This is a genomic window from Ventrimonas sp. (assembly GCF_048380235.1).
Taxonomy (GTDB): domain Bacteria; phylum Bacillota; class Clostridia; order Lachnospirales; family Lachnospiraceae; genus Brotaphodocola.
This window is the reverse complement of record NZ_DBFCCJ010000085.1, coordinates 1-17,767: the sequence shown is the minus strand read 5'-3', so window position 1 is coordinate 17,767 and position 17,767 is coordinate 1. Positions and strand designations below refer to the sequence as shown.

Genomic DNA, 17,767 nt, shown 5'->3' with positions numbered 1-17,767 from the left:
AGGCGCCACTGGCGCCTGTTTGGCACCCCATCATCCGCTTATTTTTTTTGCTCAGAAATTCTTTGTAAAATCAAAGGATTTCCGGGCTTTTTTTATTGTTATATCGGAAGCAGGCAGTTTGCCGTGTTTTTGATTGAGATTTCAAAAAAGCAACGCTATAATAGAATTACGAATGCGGTCTGTTGGAAAACAGGAGTGTGGCTGGCCGCATGGAGTTGAATATTTACGGTCAGAATGGAGGAATATCACATGAATGAGAATCTTGTAAAAAGAAACGAATGCCTGGCGCAGACAGTGATCAAAGGGTTACAGTCCCGCAACATGTCCGGTTATTATGCGGCAAACAAAGAGGAGGCGCTGAAGCAGGCGTTAGAGCTGATACCGGAGGGCAGCAGCATTGCCATGGGAGGCTGCATGAGCGCCCATGAGATCGGACTGATCAAAGCGCTGGAAGAGGGGAATTACAATTATATAGATCGTGCGAAACTGGAGCCAAGAGCCGGATTGATGGCAGCTTACGATGCAGATGTATTTTTGAGCAGCGCCAATGCCATTACGGATGATGGAATCATGGTGAACATTGATGGAAATTCCAACCGGGTATCCTGCATTGCCCAGGGACCGAAAAAGGTTATTATTATTGCAGGAATGAATAAGGTGTGTAGTGATCTGGATGCAGCCATGAAGCGGGCAAGAAATGTGGCAGCACCTGCGAATGCCCAGCGATTTGACATAAAAACTCCGTGCAAAGAGAAGGGAAAATGCTTCGACTGCAAGTCTCCGGATACCATTTGCTGTCAGTTTCTGATCACCAGATATTCCAGACATACAGGAAGAATCCATGTGATTCTGGTGAACGAGAATCTGGGATTCTAGATTTGGAACTGAAAAAACGGAATGTTGACAGGAGCATATATGATTCAGGAACGATTATTTGCGCTGCAGGATGAGAAGTACAGGGAGTTTCAACGCAGTCTGATTCCGGGACTTTCAAAAGAGAAGATCATAGGAATCCGTATGCCAGCTATGAGAAAGCTGGCAAAGGAATTTTCAAAGGAAGAGGAAGCGGCAGCGTTTTTAAAGCAGCTTCCCCACATTTATTACGATGAAAATATCCTTCATGCGATTCTCATTGCCGGAATGAAGGATTACGATGCCTGCATGGAAGCGCTGGAGGCATTTCTGCCCTATATCGATAACTGGGCGGTGTGCGATAGCCTTTCTCCGAAGGTATTTGGAAAACACAAAACGGAGCTTCTGCAAAAGATCAGACTCTGGATTCTGTCTGGGCATACATACACCTGCCGGTTTGGTATGGGCATGCTGATGCGCTGGTTTCTGGATGAGGACTTCCGGCCGGAATATCTGGAGATGCCTGCCGCAGTCCGTTCAGAAAAGTATTATGTGAATATGATGACAGCCTGGTTTTTCGCCACAGCGCTGGCCAAGCAGTGGGACGCGGCAATTCCGTATCTGGAACAGAATCGTCTGGATGTGTGGACGCACAACAAGACAATCCAGAAAGCAAGGGAAAGCTACCGGATCACATCGGAGCAGAAGGAATATCTGAAGACGCTCAAAAGAAAATAAGAGAGACCCGGATCAGCGATTCATCAGCTGTTTAAAAACCTGCCAAACGTTTTCATGATGTAAGCGGTCTGCAATATTGTATAAAAACAATCAGATCAGGGATAATGAGAAATACTGATCGATAAGGCTGATTTACAGAACAAAGGCCTTATGATAGACTGTAAACAGTTAGCTAATGCTAACACATAACCGGAAAATGTGTGCCGAATTGGCACAGGCAGGAGGATTTGACTATGATGTATCTGGAAATTGAGAAAGTAATTGGAAGAGAGATTATCGATTCCCGCGGAAATCCAACCGTAGAGGCTGAGGTTTATCTGACCGATGGCACAGTTGGAAGAGGTGCCGCACCGAGCGGTGCATCCACCGGTGAGTTTGAGGCGCTGGAACTGAGAGATCAGGACAAGAGCCGCTTTGGCGGAAAGGGCGTTTCCAAGGCAGTGGAGAACATCAATACCGTCATTTCCGATGTTCTGTGCGGAATGGATCCGTCCAATGTTTACGCTATCGACCAGGCTATGATCCAGGCGGACGGCACAAAAGATAAATCCAACCTGGGCGCCAACGCAATCCTGGCTGTATCCATCGCAAGCGCAAGAGCAGCAGCCAACGCAATGGAGATGCCTCTCTACCGCTTTCTGGGCGGAGCAAACGGAAACCGTCTGCCGCTGCCGATGATGAACATCTTAAATGGCGGCGCTCATGCAGCGAACACCGTAGATGTACAGGAGTTTATGATCATGCCGGCCGGCGCTCCGAGCTTCAAAGAAGGCTTGCGCTGGTGTACCGAGGTGTTCCATGCTCTGGCAGCTCTGTTAAAGTCCAGAGGACTGGCTACCTCCGTAGGTGATGAGGGAGGCTTTGCACCGGATCTTGGCAGTGATGAGGAAGCAATCCAGGTCATTCTGGAGGCAGTGGAGAAGGCTGGTTACAAGCCGGGCACTGATTTCGTTCTGGCTATGGACGCAGCTTCCAGTGAGTGGAAGAGCGACAGGAAGGGCGAGTATCTGCTTCCGAAGAGTGGCAAGAAGTTTACCTCCAAAGAGCTGGTTGAGCACTGGAAGAGCCTGTGCGAGAAGTACCCGATCTACTCCATCGAGGATGGTCTGGATGAGGAAGACTGGGAAGGCTGGCAGATGATGACAAAAGAGCTGGGCGATAAGGTTCAGCTGGTTGGTGATGACTTATTCGTAACCAATACTGAGCGTCTTGCAAAGGGTATCGAGCTTGGCTGCGGCAACTCTATCCTGATCAAGTTAAACCAGATCGGCACCGTATCTGAGACTCTGGAAGCAATCAAGATGGCCCATAAGGCCGGCTATACCGCAATCGCATCCCACCGTTCCGGTGAGACCGAGGATACCACCATCGCAGACCTGGCAGTGGCTTTGAATACCTGCCAGATCAAGACTGGCGCACCGAGCAGAAGTGAGCGTGTTGCGAAGTATAACCAGCTGCTCCGCATTGAGGAAGAGCTGGGAGTGGCAGCACAGTTCCCGGGTGTGAAAGCATTCAATATCAGACGATAATATCAGTCGTCTGACAGAACTTTTAAGAGAACTTCCTGCAGGGCGAGTGCTGCTTTTGAGTGGTATCGTCCGGGCGGAAGGGCTGTGGCGAGGCCGACGGAAGCACCGTCCGCACCCAGTGATAAAAATTTTGCGTCTCGGAAATAGTGCCGGGAACTATAGTAGGTAAAGGCCAGCCCATGGCCTGCAGCGCCCAGAGCGGCGGCCATAAGTGCCGAGAGGGATTCGTTGCAGGTGATGGGCTGGAGTCCGTTTTTGCTGAAAACACGGCGCGCTTCCCGACCAAGAATCGTATCGTAGTCACTTAAGAAAAACTCGTACCGGATGGCATCTGCCAGATTGACGTACCAGGGAATCCGGGATGTTGTCTGGGAGGCTGCCGGAAATTTACGGGCAAAGTCCATGATCGGGTGATTTTCGTGGGCAATCAGACAGATCTCATCGTTCATGACAAAGGTGGGCTGGATTCTGGAATCGGAAACCGGAAGCACCAGAAGAGCCACATCGATCTCGCCGTTTAACAGCATCTGTTCCAGGGCCATGGAGTTTTGCTCTACGATCTGAACCCGGATTCCCGGGTAATCCAGCTTAAATGCGTTGAGTACCGGAGGCAGCAGGTAGGAACCGCGAAAACCGCTGATCCCAAGAATGACGCTTCCGCTTTTTAAATCTTTAAGATCCTGAATCTCATCCTGAGTTCTGTGATATTCTGCCAGTGTCGCATAGGCATATTTTAACATGATAGTTCCAGCTTCCGTTAAGCGGACACCTCTGGAGGTACGGACAAACAGTTTACTGTCCAGGCTGCTTTCCAGAGTCTGTAAAAACTGACTTAAGCTGGACTGGGCCATATAGAGCCGGTCAGCCGCCTTTGAGATACTTTTTTCTTCTGCAATCGCGATCAGATAATTTAGTTCTTTGATTTCCAAAAGATCAGATTCCCCTTTCCGTTTCTATAATTATCAAACAAGTAATCGGTTTTTCCGATGGCAAGTATAACATATTTTGCCTTTTTCTGCTATCAGAAAGCAAATATAATAAAGACATGCTAGCAAATGAGAATCAAATAATAAAATCACCAGGAAGAGGGGAGAACAAATGGGAACAGTATCTTTGAAAGGCGTATGTGATATGCACGTACACACCAACCCGGATTTGCGGCTGAGAGCCTATGATGATTTTGAACTGGCGGATGCCGCTGTCCGTGTGGGCGCGAAAGCAATCGTGATTAAATCACATCTTGGATTTACCGTAAACCGTGCATACCTGACCAATCAGTACGTAAAGCGTGTATATGGAGAAAATACCGGTTTTACCATGTATGGCGGCGTGGTCATGAACAAGGTGGTTGGCGGGATCAACCCGGAAGCGGTAGAAAAAGGATTAAAGCTCGGGGCGAAAGAAATCTGGCTTCCTACCCAGTCGGCAAAACGTCATCTGGAAAAGATGGGACAGGATCCGGCGAAGGGAATTGAACTGGTGCGGGACGGAAAAGTAGTTCCGGAACTGCTCGATGTATTCCGAATGATTAAAGATTACAATGTGGTGCTTGGAACAGCGCATGTTTCACCGGAAGAAGCCTTTGTGGTAATCGAGGCGGCAAGAGATGCCGGAGTAAAGAAAATCGTGGTCACACATCCAGAGTGGTGGGTTGTGGACATGAGCATGGAGGATCAGATACGTCTGGTGAAGGATTATGATGTAATTCTGGAACGCTGTTATGCGCAGAACATGGGTGGAGGTGTTTACAAGAGCAACCTGCCGGATAATCTGGAGATCATCAAAGCAGTGGGATATGAGCATGTGATGGTGGACACAGATGGCGGACAGACCGAGAATCCGCACTGGGAGCTGGCTCTGGCAGAGTATATGCAGTATCTTGTGGATCATGGAATCCCGGAGGAGCAGGTTTACCATATGATGAAGACGATCCCATACAGACTTCTGGGAATCGAAGAATAGGAGGGGAAGCGGATGTTAAGTGTAGCGATTATTTTAGCGATTGCGCTGGCAATCTTTCTGGGGTATAAGACAAAAATCAATACGGGCCTGTTCTGTATCGTGTTTGCCTACATCATTGGATGCTTTGTGATGGGATTAAAACCGAAGCAGGTGATTGGATACTGGCCCACCAGCACGATGTTTGTAATTCTGTCGGTTTCCCTGTTTTATAATTTTGCGGCCATCAACGGAACTCTTGAGAAGATGTCCGGTGCTCTGTTGTACGCATGCCGGAAGTTCCCGGGACTTTTACCATACGCGCTTTTGGCCGTAGCAGTCATCCTGTCCGTAATGGGAGCTACCTATTTTACGGTTCTGGCATTTCTGGCGCCGATCACCCTGGTGATCTGTGATGAATCCAGAATGGACAAGCTGACCGGCGCGGTGGCTATCAACTGCGGCGCACTGGCTGGCGGAAATTTTCCGACCTCCAATCTGGGCGTTATTTTCCGCGGACTGGCCGATACCGCGTTCGAGGCTTCTCCGGATGTGGCAGCAGTGGAGACCTTTGGAATGGAAATGAAAATCTTTTTGTTCTCTGTTCTGTTTTCCTTAGTTTTGGTTACGATCTTCCGATTTGGATTTAAGGAAAACCGGAATATCGGAAGGGGTGTTACCTTCAAAAAGCCGGAGGCTTTTACAAAAGACCAGAAAATTACCCTGTCCCTGATGATGATCATGATGGTCGTAGTTCTGATTTTCCCGCTGATGCAGATCCTGATGCCGGGAAATGCGGCAATCCAGTATATCAGCAGCAAGGTGGATGTGGGCCTGGTAGCCATTGTGTTTGCAGTGATTGCACTGTTATTAAAGCTGGCACCGCAGAAAGAAGCCCTGGCAAAGATCCCTTGGAATACCATCGTGATGATTGCCGGAGCTGGTATGCTGATCGCAGTAGCTGTGGAAGCTGGTACCATTGACGCATTGTCCACCTGGATTGGCTCTAATGTACCAAAGCCGCTGGTTCCGATCGCGTTCAGTATTGTAGGCGCGATCATGAGTTTCTTCAGCTCTACCACCGGTGTGGTTGCACCAGCCCTGTTCCCGCTGATTCCAAATCTGGCGGCCTCCGCAGGCTTAACTTTCTCTGCGCTCTTTGCCTGTACCATAATCGGAGCACAGTCCAGCGCAATCAGCCCGTTCTCTTCCGGTGGCTCCCTGATCCTGGGTTCCACTCCGAAAGAAGAAGACCGGAACATGCTGTTTAACCGTCTTCTGATGGTAGCAGTGCCGATCAGTGTGCTGTTTGGCGCAGTGTATAACTTTGCGCTGGCGATGGTTCTGTAGAAAATTTTAAGTATCCGTTTACTCCGTCAATGGTAGTTCCCTGGAAGGAACCGGATAAGCGTTGTCGCTGCAGTGCGGCTTTGATAAAATTTTAAAATATAAAATAGCTGTCGCGTACGATCGGAGATTTCACCGATCGTGATGCGACAGCTATTATTAGTTTTCCGTGTTGCGGTATTTTGCGTTCTTCTCTTTCAGCTTTGCCAGATACTCATTGGCTTCCTTTTCAGATTTGAAGCGCATCTTTGGACCCTGCGGGCTGAGCTTTAAGACGTAGCCGGTGTTTTTTTTTCTGAACATGATGCGTGAATTCCTTTCTTTTGTATGAATGTTGGTAACTATGAAGGTACTGAACAGTTATGAATGTTTTTATTCTAGCATGAAGTGTGCAAAATGAAAATCATATTTTATAAAAATGAAAATCATGAAAAACAGGCAGCATTTCCGATACTATTGTACGTTAAAGTGATACAACACAACAGTGAAAGCTGCTTTTTGAATCTTAATCACAATCAAAAAGCTGTTATAATAACAATACACAGACTGGACAAAACGAAAAAAATAGTTTATAGTATGAACCAATCACGAAAAGCGCCATGTAGAAGGCAGATGTAAAGCCCCGTTGTGGCCGGAAATCAGGAGGTAAAAAATGGTATCATTATATGATGGTGGAATTTATCTTGTGAATGGAAAAGACATTATTCCGGAGCAGGAAAGCGTAAGGGTCGAAGCTCTTACCGGAAAGAAAGCTGACAAAGAAGCTGCAAAAAAAGGAACCATTGCCTATTCTATTTTAAGTGCTCACAATACAGCTGATAACATGGAACAGTTAAAACTCCGTTTTGACAGCATGGCATCCCATGATATTACCTTTGTAGGGATTGTCCAGACAGCCAAGGCATCCGGTATGGAAAAGTTCCCGATCCCTTACGTCCTGACAAACTGCCACAATACACTTTGTGCAGTAGGTGGTACGATTAACGAAGATGACCACATGTTCGGCCTTTCCGCGGCAAAGAAATACGGCGGCATCTACGTTCCGCCGCATATTGCAGTCATTCATCAGTACATGAGAGAAATGATGGCAGGCTGCGGCAGGATGATCCTTGGATCTGACAGCCACACCAGATACGGTGCATTAGGAACCATGGCTATCGGAGAAGGCGGAGGCGAACTGGTAAAGCAGCTGCTGCGCGATACATATGATGTAGCTTATCCGGGAGTGGTTGCAGTTTACTTGGACGGATCCCCAAAGCCGGGAACAGGACCTCAGGATATTTCGCTGGCAATTATCCGTGCCGTATTTAAAAATGGCTATGTCAAGAATAAAGTAATGGAATTTGTTGGTCCCGGTGTCGCGTCTATGACTACCGATTACAGAAACGGTGTCGATGTCATGACAACAGAGACCACCTGTTTAACCTCTATCTGGAGAACAGATGAGGATACCAGAAATTATCTGGCAAAGCATCACAGAGAAGAGGATTACAGGAAGCTGGATCCTGCAGATATTGCTTACTATGATGGCTGTGTCTATGTCGACTTAAGTAAAGTAAAACCAATGATCGCTCTTCCGTTCCATCCAAGCAATGCCTTTGAGATTGATGAATTAAAGGCAAATATGAAGGATATCCTTCATATGGTAGAAATGGACGCAGAAAAGGTTGCCGGCGGCAAGGCACATTTTACACTGCTTGATAAAATGTCTGGAAATGACCTGATGGTACAGCAGGGAATTATCGCAGGCTGTGCAGGCGGAACTTACACCAATGTGATGGAAGCAGCACATGCACTTCGCGGAAAGAACTGCGGCTGTGATGAATTTTCACTGGCGGTTTATCCATCTTCCCAGCCGGTCTTCTCGGACCTGGTAAAGAAGGGAGCTGTTTCAGACCTGATGGATGCAGGCGCTATCATCCGCACCGCTTTCTGCGGACCCTGCTTTGGTGCAGGAGATACACCCTGCAACAATGGTTTAAGTATCCGTCATACCACCAGAAACTTCCCGAACCGTGAAGGCAGTAAGCCGGGAAACGGACAGATGGCAGCTGTAGCGCTGATGGACGCGCGTTCCATTGCAGCGACAGCAGCAAATGGCGGAAAGCTTACTTCAGCATGGGAGTTAGACTGCTGGAATGATATTCCGGAATATGAGTTTGATGATAAGTCCTATAAAAACCGTGTATATCAGGGCTTTGGAAAGGCAGAAGAGGAGAAAGCCCTGGTATATGGACCAAATATCAAAGATTGGCCGGAAATGAGCCCGTTAACAGACAATATCCTCTTAAAGGTATGCTCTAAGATCATGGATCCGGTCACTACTACGGATGAACTGATCCCGTCTGGTGAAACATCTTCCTATCGTTCCAATCCACTGGGACTGGCAGAATTTACCTTATCCAGAAGAGATCCGGAGTATGTGGGACGGACGAAAAAAGTAGATCAGTTAGAAAAAGCAAGAGTTGCTGCTGGAGAAGAAAAAGAGCTGGCCTTAGAACCGGATCTTGCAAATGTATTTGCAGCGATCAGGACAATTGCAGGAAATGAACATGTTTCTGTAAAAGATACAGAAGTAGGAAGCATGGTATATGCAGTAAAGCCCGGTGACGGTTCCGCAAGAGAGCAGGCAGCCAGCTGTCAGAGAGTGATCGGCGGACTTGCAAATATCTGTAAGGAATATGCAACCAAGAGATATCGTTCCAATGTAATGAACTGGGGAATGCTGCCATTCCAGATGGAAGCAGAACCTGATTTTGAAGTGGGCGATTATATCTACGTTCCGTGTGTGAGAAAAGCACTGGACGGGGATTTAAGCTCGATCAAGGCATATGTTCTTGGAAATGGAAAAGCTGTAAAGGATCAGATCAAAGAATTAGACCTGTATATTGCAGATATGACACCGGAAGAAAGAGCCATTGTTAAGGCTGGATGCCTGATCAATTACAACAGAAGCAGACATTAAGCTGACGGTAAAGGTTAGCAGCATGAAGACTACGCCGGAGAGGAGAGCAGATCATGAACGACAATTATCTTGCACAATTTTATGGAAAATCACAGAATTATACAGATATCCCGAATAAATGGTATAAAGAATATAATGTAAAGAAAGGTCTTCGAAATGAAGACGGAACCGGCGTAAGAGTGGGTCTTACCCGAGTGGCAGATGTTGTAGGCTATGAGGAGAACCCAGAAGGCGGGATCCAGGCTATTCCGGGAAAGCTGTATTACAGAGGCTATGATGTGGAAGAGCTGGTAAAGGGAAAAGGAGACAGCCATTTTGGTTATGAAGAAGTTTGTTTCCTTCTGCTGTTTGGTTATCTGCCAAAGAAAGCAGAACTGGAACATTTCCGGAATATCCTGACCGGCTGTTATGAAATCCCGGATGAGTTCGTGGAAATGAACCTGCTGCGTATGCCGGGTAAAAACCTGATGAACAAGCTTCAGAATGCTGTTCTTACTTTATATAATTACGATGAGGATCCGGACAACATCGATGTGTATGAAACTCTGGTAAAGGGTATTAATTTAATGGCAAAGCTTCCGTCAATTGCCTGCTATGCATATCAGAGCAAGGTACATTATTACAACAGAGACAGCCTGTTTATCCATTATGCGAATCCAAATTATTCCATTGCAGAAAACTTCTTAAGCCTTTTAAGAAAGGATCAGACATTTTCTGATAAAGAGGCAAGACTGTTAGACACCATCCTCATCCTTCATGCAGATCACGGCGGCGGCAACAACTCCACCTTTACGAATGTAGTGATCGCTTCTACCGGTACCGATATTTATTCTACAGTTTCCGGAAGCATTGGCTCCATGAAGGGACCAAGACACGGAGGTGCAAACATTAAGGTTGCTGAAATGATGGATGCAGTCCTGGAAGAAACCGGCGGATATACGGCAGATGACAAGAAGATCAGGGCTGCAGTAAACAAGCTGATGGACGGTGAATTATATGACCGCACCGGACTTGTATACGGATTTGGCCATGCAGTTTATACCATTTCCGATCCGCGGGCAGAGATGTTAAGAGCCCGCTGCTTAGAAGTGGCAAAGGAAAAGAAGATGATGACGGAATTTGATTTCCGTCAGAGGTTTGAACGCATTGCTCTGGAAACTATGAAGGAGCGCAAGGGAGTTGCACTTCCTACCAATGTAGATTATTACAGTGGTTTCGCTTATGAAATGCTTGGCATCCCAAGAGACCTTTATACACCATTGTTCGTGTGCAGCCGTATGGTTGGCTGGGTTGCCCACAACATTGAAAATAAGCTTTATGATGGAAGGATCATGCGTCCTGCAACAAAATATGTAGGAGATAATAAAGAATACACAGTCATGGAGGAGAGATAATGATGATGGATACAATTACCGTATTTAAAGGCGATGGAATCGGACCGGAGATCACAGACAGCGTTTTAAGAATCTTAGACGCAGCAGGAGCAGATTTAAATTATGAGGTTTTTAATGTAGGTGCTGCAGAATACGAAGCACACGGCGAGCTGATCCCGAAAGAGGGCTATGCTTCCATGGAAAAGACCCATGTTTTATTAAAATCCCCGATCACAACTCCTTTGGGAAAGGGCTTCCGCTCTTTAAATGTTACTTTAAGAAAGAAATATGATCTTTACGCAAATATCCGTCCTGCAAAGACAAACTCTGCCGTAAAAACTGCATTTGAAAATGTAGATATCGTTATCTTCCGTGAAAACACAGAGGATCTGTATGCAGGCGTAGAAGAGATGATCGATCAGGATACCGTGCATTCGATTAAGATCATTACCAGAAAATGCTGTGAGCGTATCATCCGTGCTGCCTTCGACTATGCAGTAAGCCACAACCGTAAAAAAGTGACCTGCGTTCATAAAGCAAACATCATGAAAATGGCAGACGGAATGTTCCGTGATATCTTCTATGATATCAGTAAGGAATACCCGGATATTGCGGCAGATGACAAGATCGTAGATAATGTGGCGATGCAGCTGGTCATGCATCCGGAAAAATTTGATATTATCGTAACAGAAAACCTGTATGGTGATGTTTTATCTGATCTGGTCAGCGGTCTGATCGGAGGGCTGGGACTGCTGCCATCCAGCAACCTGGGCAAAGATTTTGCCATGTTCGAGGCAGTTCACGGCAGTGCTCCTGACATTGCAGGACAGGGAATCGCAAATCCAACTGCATTTTTATGGTCCGCATGCATGCTGCTTGAGCATATCGGAAAGAAAGACGTTGCGGCCAAGATCCGCAAGGCAGTGGACCTGGTGCTGGAGGATGGAAGTGTTCTCACACCGGATATCGGAGGAACCGCTACAACGATTGAGTATGAGAAGGCGATCATTGCACATCTGTAATTAAATTGTTGAAAATAGACAATAAAAGGATAAAATTAAGTTGACATGACGTCAAAATCATGATATTATGAATTTATCATTATGATGAATAGCAACAGATTGGGTTGTTACTGTACGGCAGGCAAAACCAATTTTGAACGATATTTTGTGATGCAGATATTTGTTCAGAATTGGTTTTTTTTATTTTCTATAGAAAACGGATCAGACCGGTGGATGAGTATGAAAATTGAAAAAGTGATTAACAATAATGTAGTCAGTGCCCTGGAAAACGGTCGGGAAGTGGTCGTTATGGGAAGGGGCATTGGCTTTCAGCTTCGGGCGGGCATGGATATTCCGGGTGAGCTGATCGAAAAGGTATTCCGTCTCGACAATCCGGGGGTTATGGATCAGTTCAAAAGCCTGGTCCAGAAGCTTCCGCCGGAGCGGCTTCAGATTTCAGCAGAGGTGATCCAGTATGCCAAAGGCGTCATGAACAAAAAGCTGAACCACAACATTTATCTTACGCTGACGGATCACATCAATTTTGCGATTGAGCGTTACCAGAAGAAGATGCTGTTCAGCAATCCGCTGCTTCGGGAGGTGCGGACCTTTTATCGGGAGGAATACCTGATCGGCACGTTTGCGCTGGACTTGATCGAGCGAAGGCTGGGAATTACATTTCCGGCCGATGAGGCGGCTTCCATCGCCCTGCACATTGTGAATGCGGAGTACAACACACGCATGCGTGACACCATTGACATGACAAAGATCATTCAGGATGTCCTTAAATTAGTGGGAGATTATTTTCATATAGAGCTGGATGAAACCTCCACGAGCTACGAGCGCATGATCACGCATCTGCGTTTTCTGGCACACCGGATCTACAGCGGAGAGTCACTGGATGACGGAGCCGGTCTGGAAGAATTTCATGCCATGATCCGGCAGATGTATCCGGAGGAATACGCCTGCAGCAGAGGTGTGAAGGAGTTTATCTGGCAGACCTACGGCCATGAAGTGTCGGAGGAAGAGGTATCATATCTGTCTGTTCATATCCGACGGGTTAGAAATTGCAGTTCTCAGGCTTAAGAAAAACGCTGTCACAGGGGGAGTGCATCGGCGGCATGCAGAAAACACAGACGGAAATGGATGGCAGAAAAAAGAAAGGGGAAGGGCGTTATGTTTCAGACACTGAAAAAAATGTTTGGAGGGAAAAAGGAGGCGGCTGAGGTATTATCACCGGTATCCGGTTCAGTAGTTCCGTTGAGTGAAGTGAATGATCCTGCCTTTGCGCAGGAGATCCTTGGAAAGGGTGTGGCTGTGAAGCCGTCCGAAGGAGAATTCAGGGCACCGCTTTCCGGTGAGGTCACAGTGATGTTCGACACCGGACATGCCGTCAGCATCAGGGGAGATAACGGTGCTGAAGTCATTGTCCATATCGGGCTGGATACGGTGCAGTTAAAGGGACAGTATTTTACGGCCCATGTAAAGCAGGGAGACCGTGTTCAGGCCGGAGATCTTCTGATCACGGCAGATTTAGAGCAGATCCGTGCAGCCGGATACGATGTGATCACGCCGGTCCTCATCTGCAATACACCGGATTTTCCGGATATGGTCTGCCACACCGGAATGCAGGTAAAACCGGCTGATCCAATCATTACCTTATAATTATGAAAAGAACGGAGTGAGGAGATACGAGCTGTATTACGGTCAGACTTCGGGATCCGGAGGGGCTTCATGTCCGCAATGCTGCACAGATTTTTGCGGCAGCGGGAGGCTTGAATGCACAGATCCGGCTTTGCTCAGGGGAGAAGACAGCAAGGGCGGATCACATCCTGGAACTGATGGCCATGGAGGCCAGAGCCGGAGATTTTATTGAAATCCAGGCGTGTGGCGAAGATGCAGAGCAGGCAGTAAAGACAATTGCGCAGATCCTGCAGAAGTGAGCTGGCAATCCGGCTCTTTCATGGCTGTTGTTATATGCAAAAGAGATTTGAATCCATTGGGGAATGGTTCAAATAAAGAAAACGCCGAGAGGCGAAAAAAGAAAGGGGTTTTACATTATGATGAAGTTTTTCCAGAGACTGGGCAAAGCTTTAATGCTTCCGGTAGCATGTCTTCCGGTATGCGGTATCCTGATGGGAATCGGATACATTCTGGCACCTGCGGCAATGGCAGGTGAGGTTCAGGGCTTCACGGCAGGAGGCCTGAGTTATTCCATCGGTCTGTTCCTGATCAAGGCCGGCGGAGCGCTGATCGACAATATGTCCTGGCTGTTTGCAATTGGTGTTGCAGTCGGCATGGCAGATGACAGTGATGGTACAGCAGGTCTGGCAGGCCTGGTTTCCATGTACATGATCACTACGCTCTTAAGCAGCGGTTCCGTTGCCGGTATCACCGGTCACGAGGCAGCTCCGGCGTTCGGCAAGATCGTGAACCAGTTCGTTGGTATTGTTTCCGGTCTGATCGGTGCGAACTGCTACAATAAGTACAAATCCATAAAGCTTCCGGATGCGCTGGCATTCTTCAGCGGCAAGCGTGCAGTTGCGATCTTCACCGCACTGTATTCTATCGTGGCAGCACTTGTTCTGTTCTTTGTATGGCCGTTAGTTTACGGTGCACTGGTTACTCTGGGTGAGACCTTTATCGGCATGGGCGCTCTGGGTGCAGGTATCTACGCATTCTTCAACCGTCTGCTGATCCCGTTCGGTCTGCATCATGCACTGAACTCTGTATTCTGGTTCGATGTAGCCGGAATCAGTGATTTAAGTAATTTCTGGGGCAACACCGGTGTTTACGGACAGACAGGTATGTACATGACCGGTTTCTTCCCGTTCATGATGTTTGGTCTTCCGGCAGCCTGCCTGGCTATGTATCAGACTGCAAAACCGGCTAAAAAGAAAATGGTATACGGACTGCTTGCATCCGCAGCATTCTGTTCCTTCTTTACCGGCGTAACCGAGCCGATCGAGTTCTCTTTCATGTTCCTGGCTCCTGGTCTGTATGTGGTACATGCTCTGTTAGCAGGCATCACCGCTGGTATTACCGTAGCACTTCCAATCCGTGCAGGCTTCTCCTTCTCCGGCGGTGCGGTAGATATGGTACTCAGCTCCTTTACTCCGCTGGCACAGAACCCGTGGCTGCTGATTCCGGTTGGCCTGGCTGTCGGCGTGATTTACTATGTAGTATTCCGTGTTGTTATCGTTAAGTTTAACCTGAAGACTCCGGGGCGTGAGGATGATGACGCAGATGAAACTCAGGTGAAACTTGCAAACAATGACTTTACTCAGGTAGCAAAGATCGTTCTGGAAGGCGTAGGCGGTCCGGAGAACGTAGCTTCTATCGATAACTGCATCACCAGACTTCGTCTGGAAATCAAGGATTACACGAAGGTGGATGAGAAACGGATCAAATCCGCAGGCGTTGCAGGCGTGATGCGTCCGAGCAAGACCTCCGTTCAGGTCATCATCGGAACCCAGGTACAGTTTGTGGCAGATGAATTCAAAAAGCTTTGCAAATAGCAGAGTCCTCCCTGGTTCCAAAACATAGATATGCGAAAGGGCTTTCTCCGGTTCGGGGAAGGTCCTTTTGCGCGTCTGAGGAAAAACGGAAAAAGTTTTGCTTTGCTTCACAGAACGGTCATATTCTTCTGGTAAGATGAAATACAATTGCAGATAGAAAGAAGAGGGCGATATTTATGAAACTCAGACAGGGAGAAATAAAGAAAACCATGAAGGGCATTCTGGCAGGAGCATTTTTGCTGGCAGCTGGAAGCGCAGCTGTTTTTGCGGTTGGCACCGAGACAGAGCTTAAGGCTTACGCAGCCGAGTGGCAGCAGGCAGAAAACGGAGACTGGACTTACAAAGAAGACGATGGCAGCCTGGCATCCGGCTGGCAGAAGATTGGCGGTGTCTGGTATGACCTGGATGCGGAAAATGGGGTGTGGAACAGCCATCCGTCCCTGGATGAGACTTCCGTCTGCTATCTGGTGGAGAATGCGGTAAACCGTGCCGGCTGGTTCAATAGGAAAATTTCTGAGGATATTGTGCTGCATTACCGGGTAGACAGCAAAAACCAGTACAAATATACCGTTGTAGTTCAGGAAGAGAGCCGCCCGGATGAGATTGGAAGCACCTTAAAAACCTTTGAGGTCGACAGACGGACCGGAACAGCCAAGGATGTTTCCACGAAGATCGTATTGGATCTGTATGAATAGAACTTACAAAAACTAAGTTTTTGAAAAAAAGAATTAATTTTACTTATGACATTTCCTGCATTATAATATGATTATCAACAAGGAGTTAAAGCATTGCAGGTTCGAGCAAAACCGCAGTGCGAGACGAAGAAGGAGGAAATGTATGGCACGTTTGTATGTCAAGATCAAAGACCAGGATAACGTTGTTGTAGCTGTTCAGGATCTGAAGGCTGGCACCGAGATCATGGAAGGTCTTGTGACCAATCAGGATATTCCGCAGGCTCATAAGATTGCCCTGTGCGATATCCCGGCAGGCGGAGAGATCATTCGTTACGGCGTTGTTCTCGGCTATGCGATTAACGATATCAAGAAGGGTGACTGGATCAATGAGCATATGCTGGATCTCCCGCAGAGCCCGTCTGTAGATGATATGGAGTACGGCACCAACCTGGTACCGGTGGAGGATCTTCCGATGCCGACCAGAACCACCTGGATGGGTTACCGCAATGCCGAGGGTCCGGCAGGCACCAGAAACCTTCTGGGAATCGTAACCACGGTTCAGTGTGCGGCTGGCGTATTAAAGGTAGCAGTAGAGCGCATTAAGAAGGAACTGCTTCCGAAGTATCCGAATGTAGATGGTGTGGTAGCAGTTACCCATCCGTATGGCTGTGGTGTTGCGATCAACGCACCGTTAGCATATATCCCGATCCGCGCGATCACCAATGTCATCCGTCATCCGAACTTTGGCGGTGAGATCATGGTAGTAGGCCTTGGCTGTGAGAAGCTGACCTACGACCGCGTACTTCCGCCGGAGGATATTACCCCGGAGAACGTTCTGACTCTTCAGGACTACGCTGGTCATGACGCTATGATGAACGCAATTCTGGAAATGGCAGATAAAAAGCTGCAGAAGCTGAACAAGAGAACCCGTGAGGAGCTTCCGTTAAGCGACCTGCTGATCGGTATGCAGTGCGGCGGCAGTGACGCATTCTCCGGTATCTCCGCTAACCCGAGTGCAGGTTACGCAGCAGATATGCTGGTTCGTGGCGGCGCTACCGTTATGTTCAGTGAGGTTACCGAGGTTCGCGACGGCGTTCACATGCTGGCAGCACGCTGCCCGGATGCCCACACCCGTGACCGTCTGGCAGAGGAGATGAAATGGTACGATAAGTACCTTGCAGAGGGCGGCGTAGGCCGTGATGCAAACCCGACTCCTGGCAATAAGGCAGGCGGACTTGCGAATATCGTAGAGAAAGCAATGGGAAGTATCGCAAAGAGCGGTACCAGCCAGATCGTGGAAGTACTTTCCCCGGCTCAGAAGCCGACCAAGCACGGCCTGATCTATGCAGCTACCCCGGCCAGCGACATCGTCTGTGGACCGAGCCAGGTTGCAAGCGGTATCGGCCTTCAGGTATTCATGACCGGACGCGGAACTCCGTATGGACTGGACATCAGCCCGGTTATCAAGGTCTGCAGCCGTAACGAGTTAAAGAACCACTGGTTCGACATGATCGACATCTCTGCCGGTGATGTGGCTACCGGTGAGAAAACCATCGCAGATGTCGGCCAGCAGATCTTCGACATGATCCTAGATGTGGCAAGCGGAACAAAGCAGCCGTACAGTGATCAGTACGGATTCCACAACGACATGTGCATCTTCAACCCGGCACCGATAACCTGATCGGAGCCCAATAAAAATTTGCTTCATAAAACCAAATAAGGTCCGAAGTTCCGGGGCGGTCATACAGAACCGCAGACACTGAGTGGAATTTTGTACTTCGTGCGCTCCGCCGCCTATTGCCAGACCTGCGACCCAAACTCGTGCGCTTTGC

17 protein-coding genes are annotated in these 17,767 nt (G+C 48.0%); 15 read left to right on the top strand and 2 right to left on the bottom strand.

What is annotated here, in order from left to right; genetic code table 11:
* From ACMP1L_RS13735 to eno, 4 genes are all read left to right on the top strand, one after another.
* A partial coding sequence (locus tag ACMP1L_RS13735; RefSeq protein WP_418453353.1) for a hypothetical protein occupies positions 1-219 on the top strand: 219 nt, incomplete at its 5' end.
* A gap of 30 nt (positions 220-249) precedes the next feature.
* Positions 250-876, top strand: coding sequence for a lactate utilization protein (locus ACMP1L_RS13730; protein WP_177303279.1), 627 nt, complete (start codon positions 250-252; stop codon positions 874-876).
* Between the two features lie 39 nt (positions 877-915).
* Positions 916-1,590 carry a DNA alkylation repair protein gene (locus ACMP1L_RS13725; protein WP_418453352.1) on the top strand — a complete coding sequence of 225 codons (675 nt, stop codon included), beginning with the start codon at positions 916-918 and terminating at the stop codon, positions 1,588-1,590.
* Positions 1,591-1,823: 233 nt separating this feature from the next.
* Positions 1,824-3,119 (top strand): phosphopyruvate hydratase, encoded by a 1,296-nt coding sequence (gene eno, locus ACMP1L_RS13720; RefSeq protein ID WP_118733934.1) that lies wholly within the window; start codon positions 1,824-1,826, stop codon positions 3,117-3,119.
* Positions 3,120-3,121: 2 nt separating this feature from the next.
* Here eno and ACMP1L_RS13715 read toward each other — a convergent pair whose 3' ends face one another.
* On the bottom strand, positions 3,122-4,048 hold the full coding sequence (locus ACMP1L_RS13715) for a LysR family transcriptional regulator (protein WP_373245076.1): 927 nt from the start codon (positions 4,046-4,048) through the stop codon (positions 3,122-3,124).
* Positions 4,049-4,217: 169 nt separating this feature from the next.
* Between ACMP1L_RS13715 and ACMP1L_RS13710 the strand changes: the two genes are divergently transcribed.
* Together ACMP1L_RS13710 and ACMP1L_RS13705 are read left to right on the top strand one after the other, a co-directional pair.
* Positions 4,218-5,081: a DUF6282 family protein gene (locus ACMP1L_RS13710; protein WP_418453351.1), complete on the top strand. Its 864-nt coding sequence runs from the start codon at positions 4,218-4,220 to the stop codon at positions 5,079-5,081.
* Positions 5,082-5,093: 12 nt separating this feature from the next.
* Positions 5,094-6,407: an SLC13 family permease gene (locus tag ACMP1L_RS13705; protein WP_418453350.1), complete on the top strand. Its 1,314-nt coding sequence runs from the start codon at positions 5,094-5,096 to the stop codon at positions 6,405-6,407.
* Between the two features lie 156 nt (positions 6,408-6,563).
* Here the strand turns inward: ACMP1L_RS13705 and ACMP1L_RS13700 are convergent, their stop codons facing one another.
* Complete coding sequence (locus ACMP1L_RS13700) at positions 6,564-6,707, bottom strand: hypothetical protein (protein WP_418453349.1); 144 nt, start codon at positions 6,705-6,707, stop codon at positions 6,564-6,566.
* Positions 6,708-7,056: 349 nt separating this feature from the next.
* Between ACMP1L_RS13700 and ACMP1L_RS13695 the strand changes: the two genes are divergently transcribed.
* From ACMP1L_RS13695 to garD, 9 genes are all read left to right on the top strand, one after another.
* Positions 7,057-9,369, top strand: a complete 2,313-nt coding sequence (locus ACMP1L_RS13695; RefSeq protein ID WP_418453348.1) for a hydratase — start codon at positions 7,057-7,059, stop codon at positions 9,367-9,369.
* 50 nt (positions 9,370-9,419) lie between these two features.
* Positions 9,420-10,763, top strand: coding sequence for a citrate synthase (locus tag ACMP1L_RS13690; RefSeq protein ID WP_373245114.1), 1,344 nt, complete (start codon positions 9,420-9,422; stop codon positions 10,761-10,763).
* The gene (locus ACMP1L_RS13685; RefSeq protein WP_475544554.1) at positions 10,763-11,764 is read left to right on the top strand and encodes an isocitrate/isopropylmalate dehydrogenase family protein; all 1,002 of its coding nucleotides are present in this window, start codon (positions 10,763-10,765) and stop codon (positions 11,762-11,764) included. Before ACMP1L_RS13690 ends, ACMP1L_RS13685 begins: the two co-directional genes overlap by 1 nt.
* 219 nt (positions 11,765-11,983) lie before the next feature.
* Entirely contained in the window at positions 11,984-12,829 is an 846-nt protein-coding gene (gene licT / locus ACMP1L_RS13680) for a BglG family transcription antiterminator LicT (protein WP_118733972.1), read from the top strand.
* 90 nt (positions 12,830-12,919) lie between these two features.
* A complete protein-coding gene (locus ACMP1L_RS13675; RefSeq protein ID WP_118733978.1) occupies positions 12,920-13,408 on the top strand; it encodes a PTS sugar transporter subunit IIA in 489 nt (162 codons plus the stop codon).
* A gap of 35 nt (positions 13,409-13,443) precedes the next feature.
* On the top strand, positions 13,444-13,686 hold the full coding sequence (locus ACMP1L_RS13670) for an HPr family phosphocarrier protein (RefSeq protein WP_118733973.1): 243 nt from the start codon (positions 13,444-13,446) through the stop codon (positions 13,684-13,686).
* Positions 13,687-13,803: 117 nt separating this feature from the next.
* The gene (gene nagE, locus ACMP1L_RS13665) at positions 13,804-15,261 is read left to right on the top strand and encodes an N-acetylglucosamine-specific PTS transporter subunit IIBC (protein ID WP_418453346.1); all 1,458 of its coding nucleotides are present in this window, start codon (positions 13,804-13,806) and stop codon (positions 15,259-15,261) included.
* Between the two features lie 176 nt (positions 15,262-15,437).
* On the top strand, positions 15,438-15,956 hold the full coding sequence (locus tag ACMP1L_RS13660) for a hypothetical protein (RefSeq protein ID WP_418453345.1): 519 nt from the start codon (positions 15,438-15,440) through the stop codon (positions 15,954-15,956).
* Positions 15,957-16,098: 142 nt separating this feature from the next.
* Positions 16,099-17,616 (top strand): galactarate dehydratase, encoded by a 1,518-nt coding sequence (garD, locus tag ACMP1L_RS13655; protein ID WP_118733976.1) that lies wholly within the window; start codon positions 16,099-16,101, stop codon positions 17,614-17,616.
* Positions 17,617-17,767: the final 151 nt, after the last annotated feature.